Genomic DNA, 14,156 nt, shown 5'->3' on the forward strand with positions numbered 1-14,156 from the left:
GCCATGATGGGACGCACGATCTTCATCGATCCGGGCCGCTGCATCGGTTGCCAGGCCTGTGTCTCCGCCTGCCGCGAGTGCGACTCGCACCGCGGCAAGTCGATGATCCACCTGGACTACACCGAGCCCGGCATGTCCGTCGCCTCCCTCCCCACCGTCTGCATGCACTGCGAGGACCCGGTCGCGCCCTGCGCCGAGGTCTGTCCCGCCGACGCGATCCTGGTCACCGCCGACGGGGTGGTCCAACAAGCGGACACCACCCGCTGCATCGGCTGCGGCAACTGCGTCAACGCCTGCCCCTTCGGTGTCCCGAAGATCGACCTCCAGGCGAAGCTGCAGATGAAGTGCAACCTCTGCTACGACCGCACCGCCTACGGGCTGGCCCCCATGTGCGCCACGGTCTGCCCGACCGGCGCCCTCTTCTACGGAACCCTCGAAGAGCTCCAGGCCGAGCGCCCCGGCGTACAGGTCGCGGACTCCTTCGTCTTCGGCGACGTGATGGTCAGCACCGGGGTGGCGATGGTCGTCCCCGCGGACAAGGTCCAGTGGCCCGTCCCCGGTGGCCTGCCCGTCGTCGAGATCAATGGAGTCGATGTCCGATGAGCGTGACCGAACGGCCCGCCCCCGGAAACGGGCCCGGGCAGGAGTCCGGCGCCGCCGCCGCCGATCAGCTCCGCGACCGGATCAGCGCGGACTCCCTCACCACCCGCCGGGACTACCTGCGGATCGTCGCCACCGTCTCCGGCGGCCTGGCCGTCGGAGGCGTCGGCGTCGCCGCCGGCATCCTGCACCGGCACGGAGACAGCGAGAGCCTGCCCGAACCGAAGAAGGTCACCGACCGACTCGCGCCCGGCCAGTCCGTGGCCTTCCGCTTCCCCGGCGACGACGACCGGGCCGTCGCGGTACGGCTCGGCGACGGCAGCCTCGTCGGCTACTCGGCCGTCTGTACCCACCTCGCGTGCGGCGTGCTGTGGCGGGAGGACCGGGGGCCCGAGGGGGAGCTCTACTGCCCCTGCCACGAGGGCGTCTTCGACGCCCGCACCGGCGAGGTGACCGCGGGACCGCCGCCCCGCCCCCTCCCCAAGATCTTCCTCACCGAGCAGGCCGACGGCAGCGTCTGGGCCGTCGCGACCGCCCGGTCGGGGGAGCCGGCCAAGGACGCCTTGTGCCGGCAGTTCGGTGACGACCACCCGCTGGACGCCGCGCGACTGGGCTGTCCCGGCACCGCCCGCGCGGCCGAGAGCAGGCGCACATGAGCGATCCGCAGCCGCCCCCGCGTCCGGAGTACCACCCGGGCAGTGCCCAACCCCGGCTCAACCGGCCGGTACACGAGCGCTATCCGCAGATCCGCTCCACCAGCGGTTACGGCGACCCCCGGGTCCGGCACACCGGACCCGGCCCGGGAGCCGGCACCGAACAGGAACCGGAGCGGTCCTCGAAGCTCAACGCCCGTCTCACCCTGGCCCTCACGGTGGTGATCGGCCAGCTCTGGGCCCTGACCGTGACCGTCAACGAGTGGATGGAGGGCAACACCGGCACGGCCTGGTGGGGAGCGGGATTCCTGGTCCTGTCTTTCCTCGTCGTGATCGCACTGTGGCTCCTCGACCCGAAGGACCGATGACCATGTCGATACCCACGCCCACCCCGAACGCGGTGCGCCCGCACCGCGCGGACACCTACAAGCCCGGCGCCACCATCGGCTCTTGGCGGCCCGAGGACGAGGGCTTCTGGCAGTCCACCGGCCGCAAGGTCGCCCAGCGCAACCTCTGGGTCTCGATCCCCGCGCTGATGCTCGGCTTCGTCGTCTGGCAGGTCTGGTCGGTCACCGTCGTCAAACTGAACGACGTCGGCTTCGCCTTCTCCAAGTCGCAACTGTTCTGGCTGACCGCCATCCCCGGTATCACCGGCGGAACCTTCCGGATCCTGTACACCTTCATCGGGCCGATCGTCGGCGAGCGGCGGTTCACCGCCTTCAGCACGCTGATCCTCGTCGCACCGATGTTGTGGCTGGGCTTCGCGCTCCAGGACACCGGGACCCCCTACTGGGAGCTCGTGCTGATCGCGGCCGTCTGCGGCATCGGCGGCGCGAACTTCGCGTCCTCCATGGCCAACATCGGCTTCTTCTTCCCCAAACGCGAGAAGGGCAGCGCCAACGGCCTCAACGGGGGACTCGGCAACCTCGGCGTCAGCGTGGTCCAGTTGGTCGCCCCGCTGGTGGTCACGGCGGCCGTGCTGGGCGCGCCGGCGGGCGGCCCCCAGCGCGACGCGAAGGAGAACACCGACATCTGGCTCCAGAACGGAGCCTTCCTGTGGGTGCCGCTGCTGGTCATCATGGCGTTGCTCGCCTGGTTCCTGATGAACGACCTGAAGGTGGCCTCGGCGCCCTTCAGCCAGCAGAAGATCATCTTCAAGCGCAAGCACAACTGGTTGATGACCTGGCTCTACGTCGGCACTTTCGGGTCCTTCATCGGCTTCGCGGCGGGCCTGCCGCTGCTGATCAAGAACAACTTCGAGTCGCAGGGCTACCAGGCCACCACCTACGCCTGGATCGGCCCCTTCATCGGCGCCCTCATGCGCTGGGCGGGCGGGTGGCTCGCCGACAAGGTGGGCGGCGCCAAGGTCACCATGCTGTCCTTCGTCGGCATGGCCGCCGCGCTGGTGGTCGTGGTCTTCGCCCTGCCCTCGGGCGGTGACCAGGGCAGCTTCTGGGCCTTCTTCCTCGGCTTCCTGGCGGCCTTCGCCTTCTCGGGGCTGGGCAACGGCTCCACCTTCCGGCAGATCCCGGTGATCTTCCGGGACCAGCACATGCGGGCGGCCGAGGGCCAGGGCCCGGCGGCGCAGGACGCCGCGATGAAGCAGTCCGAGATGGAGGCCGGCGCCGTCACCGGCTTCTCCTCGGCGATCGCCGCCTACGGCTTCTTCTTCATTCCCGCGATGTTCGCCGCGATGGCGGTGACCAACGCGCTGTGGTTGTTCATCGGCTTCTACGCCACCTGCCTCGCCGTGTGCTGGTGGTTCTACGCCCGCAAGGGCGCGGAAGCCCCCAGCTGAGCGGGGGCGGGGGCGGAGGCGGCCGTACCCTGGAACCATGAGCACCGCCCCCGCCTCCGACCCGCAGGACGCGCACCACGCGCCCGTGTCCGCGCCCGATCCCGCGGCCCCCGCTGCCCCCGAGGTCAAGCCGAAGCCGAAGGCCAGGCTCGACTTCGACGACCCGCTGGACCGCCAGTCCTCGGACGACACCGACCGGGGATGGGGCGAGCGGGCCCCCGCCGGTGGAAGCGCGGCCGACCTGGCCCGCTTCCTCGACGAGAAGCCCCCGCACCACGTGTGAGCGGGCCGGCTCAGAGCGAGCCGTCGCGCCCCTGCCCGTAACCGGAGCCCTGGCCGTGACCCGGGCCCTGGCCGTAGCCGGAGCCCTGCGCGTAGCCCTGCCCCTGGCCCGGTCCATGTCCGTCGACCGCGCCGGAGCCGGACGACGTGCGCTGCGCCACGAGGGTGTCCCGGATCTCCTTGAGGACCACCAGCTCGGTGATCTCCATCGTCTCCTGCACGCCCTCCTTGGCCTTGCGACGCTGCTCGACCTTGGCGAGGTACTTCGCCATCGGCAGCACCATCAGGAAGTACACGACGGCCGCGGTGATCAGGAAGGTCAGCGTGGCGTTCAGCACGGAACCCCACATGATGTTCACGCCGGTCGGCTCGCCCTTGGCGTTGACCCCACAGGTGTCCTTCAGACACGAGGAGTAGACGTCCAGGTTCTTCGTGCCGACGGCGCCGACCAGCGGGCTGATGATCCCCTTCACGATGGAGTTCACGATGTTGGTGAACGCCGCACCGATGACCACGGCCACCGCGAGGTCGACCACGTTGCCGCGCATCAGGAAGGCCTTGAAGCCTGCCAGGACGCTCTCCTTCTTCTTCTCGCTCACCACTGAGCCTCTCTTCACATCCACAAAGCACGGAACCAACGGTTCCGAAAGCTACGGCAGTCCGGGCCCGGCGTGTCCAATCGGGCGCCACCGCAAGGTGACTTGACTGGGCGGGTGTGCGATTCAGCACAACGTCACCGCCAGCCGGGACACACTGCCCGCTCCCACGAGTGCCCGCGCGGTTTCCCGGGGCACGGAGAGGACCACCAGGGCCCCGCCGGCGCCGTCCCCGACCCCCTGGTCGGGCTCTGGATCGGGGACCCGGGCGACTCGGGCCGCCTCCGCCACCACCCGGGGCGGCCCCGCCCGCTCCGCCGCCACCACGTCCACCCGATCCCCGGGGCGCAACAGCCGCACGGTCGCCGCGTCCGCGATGCGCACGGGGGCCGACACCATCCGCACCACCGCGGGCGGTGGCTTCGCCTCGGGTGGCGCGCCGCCGCGGGAGGCCCGGGCCTCCGTCCCGCCCACGGCCAACAGGGCCGCCACGACGGCCAGTCCGGCCGCGCCGGCCCGTCGCCTGCGCCGCAGGGCGCGCCGCAGCCGGTCCCCGCCCCGCCCCACGCGAAGAGGCGGGAAGAGGGGGACAGGACGCGCGGGGGGACACGCGGAGGAAGCGGGAAGCTGGGAAGCAATCCTGGACATGGTGAACACCGCCGAGTCGATCGTGTGCCGATGCCCGGGCCGACGCCCGGACACCCCTCACGATCCGCCGTCCCGCCCGTCCGCGCTCCCGCCTGTGGACGATCCCCAGGTTGTGGACAACTCCCTCACCCCCACGGGGGACCCGGGGGACCCGGGGGGCGAGGTGCGGGTTGCCCACCCCGCCCACCCGTCACGGCAGTTCGATGCCCAGGTCCCAGCCGTCGTGCGCGTGCGTGCACAGGCAGGCGCGGGACTCCGTCGGGGGCAGGGCCGCCACCGCGTCGAAGAGGACCTCGCGCAGGCGCCCGACGTTCTCGCCGAACACCCTGAGCACCTCGGTGTGGGACACGCCCTCACCCGTCTCGGCGCCCGCGTCCAGGTCGGTCACCAGCGCCATGGAGGTGTAGCAGAGCCCCAGCTCGCGGGCGAGGACGGCCTCCGGGTGGCCCGTCATGCCGACCACCGACCAGCCCGCCGCGGCGTGCCAGCGCGACTCGGCCCGGGTCGAGAACCGAGGCCCCTCGATGACGACCATGGTGCCGCCGTCCACGGGCTCCCAGTCCCGCCCGTGGGCCGCGGCCAGGGCCACGTCGCGGCCGACGGGGCAGTACGGGTCGGCGAAGGTGGTGTGCACGACGTTCGGGACGCTGCCGTCGGGCAGCGGCTCCCCGTCGAAGAAGGTCTGCGCGCGGGACTTCGTACGGTCGACCAGTTGGTCGGGGACGAGCAGCGTGCCCGGACCGTACTCGGTCCGCAGTCCGCCCACCGCGCAGGGGCCGAGCACCTGTCGGACGCCGACCGAGCGCAGGGCCCACAGGTTCGCACGGTAGTTGATCTTGTGCGGGGGCACGGTGTGGCTGCGCCCGTGCCGCGGCAGGAAGGCCACCGACCGGCCGGCCAGCTCGCCCACGTACAGGGAGTCGCTGGGAGGCCCGTACGGGGTCTCGACCCGCACCTCCGTGACGTCCTCCAGGAAGGAGTAGAAGCCCGAGCCGCCGATGACACCGATCTCTGCATTCGCCATGCCGTCACCCTAACCGGGCATGCGTGAGGCCCCGCTGCCCTGAGCGGGCGGCGGGGCCTTACGGAAGACTGACGGGATCAGGCAGCCGAGGTGGAGCTGCCGGCTCCGGACGTCGAGGACGACGAGGCGGCCGGGGCGGCAGCCGTCGAGGGCGTGGACGACGTGGACGCCGGCTTCGAGGCAGGGGTGCTGCTCGACGAGGCGCCGCGGCTGTCGTTCCGGTAGAAACCGGAACCCTTGAAGACGATGCCGACCGCGGAGAACACCTTCTTCAGGCGTCCGTCGCAGTTCGGGCACACGGTCAGTGCGTCATCGGTGAACTTCTGCACGGCCTCAAGGCCCTCACCGCACTCGGTGCACTGGTACTGGTAGGTCGGCACGAATTTCCTCCTGGCACTCTGACTCAATGAGTGCTAACGACGCTCCATGGTGACGTATTCCGGCCGATCAGTCCACCGTCCTCGGGGCGCGGTGACCCAGGCCACGCTCAGACGCTGGTCAGATCACGCTGCCGGCCCCGCCTGGCGGCGGTGTCCGTGACGGTCTCCGGGTCGGTCGCGGAAGCCGTCTCCGGGGCGGTCCCGGCGGCGTTCTCCGGGGTCTCGCGCGGGTCGGTCTCCGCGGCGCTCTCGTGGGTGGACGAGGCGTTCACGATCCGACTCGGCGCCTTCGGCGCGAGCTTGGCCCGCAGGGCCAGCAGGGTGACCAGCGCCAGGGCGGTGGCCGCCAGCGGCACGAGGAAGCCGTACGAGGAACCGTGCGCGTCGGTCAGTCGACCGGCGACGATCACCGCGATGGCCTGCCCGAAGGCGACCGCGCCGGTGAGCCAGGTGAAGGCCTCGGTGCGGGCGTTCGCCGGGATCAGCGACTCGACCATGGTGTAGCCGGTGATCAGGGCCGGGGCGATGCACAGTCCGACGAACAGGCCGAGCGCGGCCAGCAGGACCATCGAGTCGGCGGTCCACAGCAGGGAGGCGAAGGCGGTCAGGCCGATGTAGCCGAACAGCAGCCGGCGGCGCGGGCCGATCTTCCAGGCGATGGCGCCGCAGGCGATGCCGGCGATCATGTTGCCCGCGGCGAAGACGCCGTACAGCAGGCCGTTGGCGCCCGGGTTGCCGATCTCGTTGGAGAAGGCGGCCAGGGAGACCTGCATGCCGCCGAAGACGGCGCCGATTCCGAGGAAGGCGACGATCAGGACGCGCAGGCCGGGGGAGGTGAGGGCCGAGACGCGCTTGGCCTCGCCGGTGACCTGGACGTGCGCCGGGGGCTGGGTGCGACGCTGCGCGGCGAAGAGCAGTCCGCCGAGGAGGCTCAGGGTGGCCTCGGTGATCAGGCCGGCGGCGGGGTGGATGCCGGTGCACAGCGCGGTCGCGAGGACCGGGCCGACGACGAAGGTGAACTCGTCGGTGACGGACTCGAACGCGGCGGCCGTCGGCAGCAGCGGCGAGCCCTCCAGCTTCGCGGCCCAGCGGGCCCGGACCATCGGGCCGACCTGCGGCACCGAGGCGCCGGCGGGGATCGCGGCGGCGGCGAGCGCCCAGATCGGCGCGCCGGCCAGGGCCAGTGCGGCCAGGCCGGTGACGGCGGCGGAGTGGATCAGGACGACCGGCAGCAGGACGGCGCTCTGGCCGTGGCGGTCGGTGAGGTTGCCCATCACGGGGGCGCACAGCGCCATGGAGATGCCGGTGACGGCGGCGACGATGCCGGCGTTGGCGTAGGAGCCGGTGGTGTGCTGGACGAGCAGCAGGATGCTGATGGTCAGCATGCCGAAGGGCAGTCGGGCGGCGAAGCCCGGGAGCAGGAAGCCGAGGGCGCCGGGAGTGCGCAGGAGTTGTCCGTAGCCGGGGCGGGCGGACGTGTCGGTCGTGACCGCGGATGTCACGGCCTGGCCTTTCCGCTGCCTGGTAGAACTCCCCGACTGCGGACGATGCATCACCTTGTGAGCGATCGCACCCGTACATGTGGGAGCCCCGAGAGCTGTCCTCTTGCGCAGAACCGAGTGATACCTGGGCGCCCACTGCGGGAGGGTGCCACGGCCGCTTTGCGGTCGCGCCAGCTCTGCGTCAGGCAGAGTTGGTTCGATGTGGTGTGCCTTCATCGTACAGGGGGATTCCCTATCACGCCCTGTGATTACGGCGACAGGTAGTGCCTTCACCTGGGATTAACTGGAACTTCGCATTCCAAAACCCCTGAATATGGGGATCTAGTGGGGCATACTCCCCCGAAAATGGCCGAATTAGAACGTCACTCTAACGTCGACCTCGCGTGAATCGTCCACTTTCGCGGCGCCCGATCCCGCGGCTCCCGCGGCGTTCACCTTCGCGCGTGCCCCTCGCCCGTCCCCAGCCAGCCCGCGAGCTTGCCGCCCCGCGCCACCGCACGCAGCCGCGCCTCCGCCGCGTCCCGCACCGGGTCCGTCGCCACCACCAGCAGCTCGTCCCCGCGTCGCAGCACGGTGGAGGGCGCCGGTACGAAGCTCTTCGCGTCCCGGACCACCAGCGTGACCGAGGCCCCCGCCGGCAGGCGCAGCTCGCTGACCTCCACGCCGTGCATCCGCGAGGCGGGCGGGATCGCGAACGACAGCAGGTGCCCGCGCAGCTTCTCCAGCGGCGCCGACTCGATGCCCAGGTCGGCGGCGCTCTCGTCGGTGTCCCCGAGCTTCAGCTTGCGCGCCAGCCAGGGCAGGGTCGGCCCCTGCACCAGGGTGTAGACGACGACGAGCACGAAGACGATGTTGAAGACCCGCTCGCTGCCCTCGATCCCGGAGACCATCGGAATGGTCGCCAGGATGATGGGCACGGCCCCGCGCAGGCCCGCCCACGACATCAGGGCCTGTTCCTGCCAGGGGAGGCGGAACGGCAGGAGGGAGACGAAGACCTCCAGCGGCCGCGCCACCATCGTCAGCACCAACCCGATGATCACCGCCGGCCAGAAGTCGTGGACCAGCTCGTGCGGGGTGACCAGCAGGCCGAGCAGCACGAACATGCCGATCTGCGCGATCCAGCCGAGTCCGTCGGCGAACCCGCGGGTGGCCGGCCAGTGCGGCAGCTTCGCGTTCCCGAGCACCATGGCGGCCAGGTACACCGCGAGGAAGCCGGAGCCGTGCGCCATGGCGCCGGCCGCGTACGCGGTGATGGCGATGGCCATCACGGCGATCGGGTAGAGGCCCGAGGCGGGGAGCGCCACGTGCCGCAGTCCGTACGAGCCGAGGAAGCCGACCGCCAGGCCGATCGCGGCGCCGATCGCCAGTTCCAGGGCGATCTCGCCGATCAGTACGTACCACGGGTCCACGGGGCCGACCGTCGCGAAGGCGACCACCAGGATGACCACGGGAGCGTCGTTGAAGCCGGACTCCGCCTCCAGCACACCCGTGATCCGGGAGGGGAGCGGAACCTTGCGCAGTACGGAGAAGACGGCCGCGGCGTCCGTCGAGGAGACGACCGCGCCGATCAGGAGGGCCTGCCGCCATTCGAGGCCGACCAGGTAGTGCGCCCCCGCAGCCGTGACGCCGACGCTGATCGCGACGCCGACCAGAGACAGTGAGATCGCCGCCGGCAGAGCCGGTTTGATCTCTTTCCACTTGGTGCCCAGACCGCCCTCGGCGAGGATGACGACGAGCGCGGCATAGCCGATGACCTGGGTCAGTTCGGCGTTGTCGAAGACGACGTTGCCGATCCCGTCCTGGCCTATCGCGATGCCTATGCCGAGGTAGATGAGCAGGCTGGGAAGGCCGCTGCGTGAGGAGATGCGCACCGCCGCGACGGCGACGAGCAGCACGAGCGAGCAGACCAGCAGTAGCTCATTGAGCGTGTGGACAGTCAGCGGGCGGCCCTTTCCTCAGAGCGCCCGTTGGACCGACGGATCGTTCCTCCCGGGGCGCGTCCGGCAAGTACTTCGTTACCTTACCTAATCTTTGACGATTCCTTGACGCGATAGTCACATTGTGAAACGCGGTAACGGCCCTGTCCTCAGCAGCTCGACCCCTGGCGGATCATCGGACCCGGTCCTGCGCCTATGGTTGCTCCCAGCACTCCCAGGACCACCCTGCCCCTCTAAGGACAGCGATGCCCGCCAACGAAACCGGCCCTTCCGTCAAGAAGAAGGGACGACGCGCACGTCTGATCGTGCTCGTCATGGTCCTGGCGCTCTTGGCGGGCCTCGGCTACGGGGCTTACTGGAGCGTCGACAGCGTGCGCGCCTCCTTCCCCCAGACCACCGGCTCCCTGAAGGTTCCCGGCCTGACCGGGACCGTCGACGTCAAGCGTGACGGGCACGGGATCCCGCAGCTCTACGCCGACAACGACCAGGACCTCTTCCGCGCCCAGGGCTTCGTCCACGCGCAGGACCGCTTCTGGGAGATGGACGTCCGCCGTCACATGACGTCCGGGCGGCTCTCCGAGATGTTCGGCTCCGGCCAGGTCGAGACCGACGCCTTCCTGCGCACCCTCGGCTGGCGCCAGGTCGCCCAGGCCGAGTACGACACCAAGCTCTCGCCGGAGACGAAGAAGTACCTCCAGGCCTACGCCGACGGTGTCAACGCGTACCTGAAGGGGAAGTCCGGCAAGAGCCTTTCCGTCGAGCACGCCGCCCTCAAGCTCAGCGACGACTACGCGCCCGAGCCGTGGACCCCGGTGGACTCGGTGGCCTGGCTCAAGGCGATGGCCTGGGACCTGCGCGGCAACATGCAGGACGAGATCGACCGCTCGCTGATGTCGGGCAAGCTCTCGCCGCAGCAGATCAACGAGCTCTACCCGCCGTACCCCTTCGACCGGAACAAGCCGATCGTCGACGGCGGCGCGGTCACGGGCGACAAGTACGCCCCGCAGGGCCAGGCGGGCAACGGCAACGGCAACGGCAACGGCTCCGGTACGGGATCCGGCAACGGGAACGGCAACGGCGTGGGCTCCGGCTCGCAGGCCTCCGCGAACGCGGGCACCGTCACCGGCCTGGCCGACGACGCCACCGCCCAGGGCGCGGGCGTCGGCCTGCGCACCGGGCTGTCCTCCCTGGCCGACACCCTCGACGAGATCCCGGCGATCCTCGGCCCCAACGGCAGCGGCATCGGGTCCAACTCCTGGGTCGTCGCCGGCAAGTACACGACCACCGGCAAGCCGCTGCTGGCGAACGACCCGCACCTCTCCCCGCAGCTGCCCTCGGTCTGGTACCAGATGGGCCTGCACTGTCGCGCGGCCTCGCCCCAGTGCCAGTACGACGTCGCCGGCTACACCTTCTCGGGCATGCCCGGCGTGGTCATCGGCCACAACGCCGACATCGCCTGGGGCATGACCAACCTCGGGGCCGACGTCACCGACCTCTACCTGGAGCAGGTCAAGCCCGAGGGCTACGTCTACGGCGACAAGGTCGTCCCCTTCGTCACCCGCGAGGAGACGATCAAGATCGCCGGCGGCGGCGAGAAGAAGATCACCGTCCGCACCACGAACAACGGGCCGCTGGTCTCCGACCGCAGCGACGACCTCGCCGGCGTCGGCACCCGCGCCCCCGTCGCCAGCTCCGCCCCCGACCGCGGCAACGGCTACGCCGTCGCCCTGCGCTGGACGGCGCTGGACCCGGGCAAGTCGATGGACGCGGTCTTCAAGATCAACCGGGCCAAGGACTTCAACGGCTTCCGCGCCGCGGCGCGCGACTTCGAGGTCCCCTCGCAGAACCTGATCTACGCCGATAACAAGGGCCCCAACGGGAACATCGGCTACCAGGCGCCCGGCCGCGTCCCGGTCCGCCCGGCGGGCGACGGCCGCATGCCGGCTCCCGGCTGGGACCCGAAGTACACCTGGAAGGCCGGCAACGCGGGGTACATCCCGCAGGACGAGATGCCGTGGGACCTGAACCCGGCCCGCGGCTACATCGTCACCGCCAACCAGGCGGTCGTCGAGAGCGGCACCGGCTCGGGGAAGTACCCGCACCTGCTCACCACCGACTGGGGATACGGCGCCCGCAGCCAGCGGATCAACGACCTCATCGAGGCGAAGACCAAGGACAACGGCAAGATCTCCACCGATGACATGCGGACCATGCAGATGGACAACAGCAGCGAGATCGCCGCGCTGCTGACCCCGATGCTGTCCAAGATCCAGATCTCCGACCAGGACGTGCGCTCCGCGCAGAAGCTGCTGGACGGCTGGAACTACACGCAGGAACCCGACTCGGCGGCGGCCGCGTACTTCAACGCGGTCTGGCGCAACATCCTCAAGCTGTCCTTCGGCGACAAGATGCCGAAGGAGCTGCGGGTCGAGGGCAGCTGCATGAACGTCCGCGGGGAGAGCACCGGCCCCGTCGACGACCTCGCCGAGACGGTCCGCGAGTGCGGTACGCGCGGTCCCGACTCGGCGCAGCCCGACGGCGGCGACCGCTGGTTCGAGGTGGTCCGGCGCCTGGTCAAGGACGAGAAGTCGGCCTGGTGGCAGACTCCGGCCGCGCGCAACAAGCCGGCCACCAAGACCCGCGACGAGCTGTTCGCGCGGGCCATGAAGGACGCCCGCTGGGAGCTGACCGCCAAGCTCGGCAAGGACCAGTCCACCTGGAGCTGGGGCCGCATGCACCAGCTGACGCTGAAGAACCAGACCATCGGCACCGAGGGTCCCGGCTACCTGCAGTGGCTGCTCAACCGCGGCCCCTGGAACCTGGGCGGCGGCGAGGCCACCGTCAACGCCACCGGCTGGAACGCCTCCAGCGGCTACGGGGTGACCTGGGTGCCGTCGATGCGGATGGTCGTGAACCTCAACGACCTGGACAAGTCCCGCTGGATCAACCTGACCGGCGCCTCGGGGCACGCGTACCACTCCCACTACACCGACCAGACGACGCTGTGGGCCAAGGGCGAGCTGCTGGAGTGGCCCTTCGGCAAGGCGGCCGTGGACAAGGCCACGGTCGACACCCTGACGCTGAAGCCGTAAGCGGCGAGGGCTCAGAAACGGATCACCCCCGACGGGGTGGCCACCGCCTGAACGGGGTGGTCGTGCGGTTCCTCCGGGACCCGCGCGACCACCTCTTCGTCGTGGAGGAGCACGACGAGCGCGGGGCGCGCCCCGGCGCGTTCCAGCCGCTCCAACACCCGGTCGTAGGAGCCTCCTCCGCGACCCAGCCGCATGCCGCGCCGGTCGACCGCCAGCCCCGGCAGCAGGACGGCGTCGGCCCCGGTGACCGCGTCGGGGCCGAGCGGCGGACCGGCCGGTTCCAGCAGCCGCATCCTCCCGGGGTGCGCGGCCTCGGCGAGGCTGTCGGGACCCTCGTACACGGCCCAGTCCAGGTCGTTGTCGGGGAGCAGCAGGGGCAGCAGGACCCGCTTGCCGGCGGCCCGGAGGGCGTCGAGCAGTTCCCTCGTGCCGGGTTCGCCGCCGACGGAGACGTACGCGGCCACCGTGCGGGCGTCGGCGAGTTCGGGCAGTTCGAGGGCGGTGCGGGAGAGCGCGAGGGCGGACGCGCGGCGGGCCTCGGGGGACAGGGAGCGGCGGGCGGCGAGGAGTTCACGACGCAGAGTGGCCTTTTCGGTCACCGGTGCCGCTCGGTTCGCAGCGGGGTTTGACGGGTTCTCTACCACGGCTGACTCAAACATCCTTTCAAACCATCCGATAAGCGGTCTTATTTGTCGGAATCTGTCCTGGTGGTTCTGTGGGACCCACTATCGTTCTGCCCATGACTCAGTCGCACCCCGTGATCAAGAAGGCCGTCATCCCGGCCGCGGGCCTCGGCACTCGGTTCCTTCCGGCGACCAAGGCGACCCCCAAGGAAATGCTTCCGGTCGTCGACAAGCCGGCGATCCAGTACGTCGTCGAGGAGGCGGTCTCCGCCGGTCTGGACGACGTCCTCATGATCACAGGGCGCAACAAGCGCGCCCTCGAAGACCATTTCGACCGGAACTACGAGCTGGAATCGGCTCTCATCGCCAAGGGTGACGACGACCGTCTCAAGAAGGTCCAGGAGTCCAGCGACCTCGCGACCATGCACTACGTGCGCCAGGGCGACCCGCGCGGGCTCGGCCACGCCGTGCTCTGCGCCGAGCCGCACGTGGGCCGCGAGCCCTTCGCCGTCCTGCTCGGCGACGACCTCATCGATCCCCGCGACCCGCTGCTGCGCCGCATGGTCGACATCCACGCCGAGACCGGCGGCACCGTCGTCGCCCTCATGGAGGTCGATCCCTCCAGCGTCCACCTCTACGGCTGCGCCGCCGTCGCGCCGACCGACGACCCCGACGTCGTACGGGTGACCGGACTCGTGGAGAAGCCGGACGCGGCGGACGCACCCAGCAATTACGCGGTCATCGGACGCTATGTCCTCAACCCGGCGATCTTCGGCATACTGCGGGAGACCGAGCCGGGCCGCGGCGGGGAGATCCAGCTCACCGACGCCCTGCAGAAGCTGGCCGCCGACGAGAGCGTGGGCGGCCCGGTGCACGGCGTGGTCTTCCGCGGCCGCCGCTACGACACCGGGGACCGCGGGGACTACCTGCGGGCCATCGTCCGTCTCGCGTGCGAGCGTGAGGACCTGGGCCCGGAGTTCCGCACCTGGCTTCACCGTTACGTCACGGAGGAGATGTAGCA

The 14,156-nt window shown here is 70.4% G+C and carries 13 protein-coding genes and 1 pseudogene; 7 read left to right on the forward strand and 7 right to left on the reverse strand.

Going from position 1 to position 14,156, the window contains the following annotated elements:
- Positions 1–3 precede the first annotated feature (3 nt).
- From ACIRO3_RS20755 to ACIRO3_RS20775, 5 genes are read left to right on the forward strand one after another with little or no spacing between them, the layout of a single operon-like run.
- Entirely contained in the window at positions 4–603 is a 600-nt protein-coding gene (locus tag ACIRO3_RS20755) for a 4Fe-4S dicluster domain-containing protein (RefSeq protein ID WP_329444615.1), read from the forward strand.
- Positions 600–1,256 (forward strand): ubiquinol-cytochrome c reductase iron-sulfur subunit, encoded by a 657-nt coding sequence (locus ACIRO3_RS20760; RefSeq protein WP_404138766.1) that lies wholly within the window; start codon positions 600–602, stop codon positions 1,254–1,256. Before ACIRO3_RS20755 ends, ACIRO3_RS20760 begins: the two co-directional genes overlap by 4 nt.
- Positions 1,253–1,621 (forward strand): hypothetical protein, encoded by a 369-nt coding sequence (locus ACIRO3_RS20765; protein WP_404138769.1) that lies wholly within the window; start codon positions 1,253–1,255, stop codon positions 1,619–1,621. Before ACIRO3_RS20760 ends, ACIRO3_RS20765 begins: the two co-directional genes overlap by 4 nt.
- A gap of 2 nt (positions 1,622–1,623) precedes the next feature.
- Positions 1,624–3,051 carry a NarK family nitrate/nitrite MFS transporter gene (locus ACIRO3_RS20770; RefSeq protein WP_366149120.1) on the forward strand — a complete coding sequence of 476 codons (1,428 nt, stop codon included), beginning with the start codon at positions 1,624–1,626 and terminating at the stop codon, positions 3,049–3,051.
- Between the two features lie 37 nt (positions 3,052–3,088).
- Positions 3,089–3,334 (forward strand): hypothetical protein, encoded by a 246-nt coding sequence (locus ACIRO3_RS20775; RefSeq protein WP_404138772.1) that lies wholly within the window; start codon positions 3,089–3,091, stop codon positions 3,332–3,334.
- Between the two features lie 10 nt (positions 3,335–3,344).
- Here the strand turns inward: ACIRO3_RS20775 and mscL are convergent, their stop codons facing one another.
- From mscL to ACIRO3_RS20805, 6 genes and pseudogenes are all read right to left on the reverse strand, one after another.
- The gene (mscL, locus tag ACIRO3_RS20780) at positions 3,345–3,932 is read right to left on the reverse strand and encodes a large conductance mechanosensitive channel protein MscL (RefSeq protein ID WP_404138774.1); all 588 of its coding nucleotides are present in this window, start codon (positions 3,930–3,932) and stop codon (positions 3,345–3,347) included.
- Positions 3,933–4,055: 123 nt separating this feature from the next.
- Positions 4,056–4,496 carry a hypothetical protein gene (locus ACIRO3_RS20785; RefSeq protein ID WP_404138777.1) on the reverse strand — a complete coding sequence of 147 codons (441 nt, stop codon included), beginning with the start codon at positions 4,494–4,496 and terminating at the stop codon, positions 4,056–4,058.
- A 271-nt stretch (positions 4,497–4,767) separates the two neighbouring features.
- Complete coding sequence (locus tag ACIRO3_RS20790) at positions 4,768–5,601, reverse strand: S-methyl-5'-thioadenosine phosphorylase (protein WP_404138780.1); 834 nt, start codon at positions 5,599–5,601, stop codon at positions 4,768–4,770.
- Positions 5,602–5,678: 77 nt separating this feature from the next.
- Positions 5,679–5,981 (reverse strand): FmdB family zinc ribbon protein, encoded by a 303-nt coding sequence (locus ACIRO3_RS20795; protein WP_361782728.1) that lies wholly within the window; start codon positions 5,979–5,981, stop codon positions 5,679–5,681.
- A gap of 230 nt (positions 5,982–6,211) precedes the next feature.
- Positions 6,212–7,483, reverse strand: a pseudogene (locus tag ACIRO3_RS20800) (MFS transporter); the annotation flags it as partial.
- A gap of 431 nt (positions 7,484–7,914) precedes the next feature.
- The gene (locus ACIRO3_RS20805; protein ID WP_404139081.1) at positions 7,915–9,423 is read right to left on the reverse strand and encodes a potassium/proton antiporter; all 1,509 of its coding nucleotides are present in this window, start codon (positions 9,421–9,423) and stop codon (positions 7,915–7,917) included.
- Positions 9,424–9,665: 242 nt separating this feature from the next.
- On the opposite strand from ACIRO3_RS20805, the gene ACIRO3_RS20810 reads away from it, so the two are divergent.
- Positions 9,666–12,512 (forward strand): penicillin acylase family protein, encoded by a 2,847-nt coding sequence (locus ACIRO3_RS20810; RefSeq protein ID WP_404138783.1) that lies wholly within the window; start codon positions 9,666–9,668, stop codon positions 12,510–12,512.
- A gap of 11 nt (positions 12,513–12,523) precedes the next feature.
- On the opposite strand, the gene ACIRO3_RS20815 is transcribed toward ACIRO3_RS20810, so the two are convergent.
- Positions 12,524–13,156, reverse strand: a complete 633-nt coding sequence (locus ACIRO3_RS20815) for a 5-formyltetrahydrofolate cyclo-ligase (protein WP_404138786.1) — start codon at positions 13,154–13,156, stop codon at positions 12,524–12,526.
- A 95-nt stretch (positions 13,157–13,251) separates the two neighbouring features.
- On the opposite strand from ACIRO3_RS20815, the gene galU reads away from it, so the two are divergent.
- Positions 13,252–14,154: a UTP--glucose-1-phosphate uridylyltransferase GalU gene (galU, locus tag ACIRO3_RS20820; RefSeq protein WP_361782737.1), complete on the forward strand. Its 903-nt coding sequence runs from the start codon at positions 13,252–13,254 to the stop codon at positions 14,152–14,154.
- Positions 14,155–14,156 lie beyond the last annotated feature (2 nt).

This window comes from Streptomyces sp. NPDC102278 (genome assembly GCF_044766345.1).
Classification (GTDB): Bacteria; Actinomycetota; Actinomycetes; order Streptomycetales; family Streptomycetaceae; genus Streptomyces.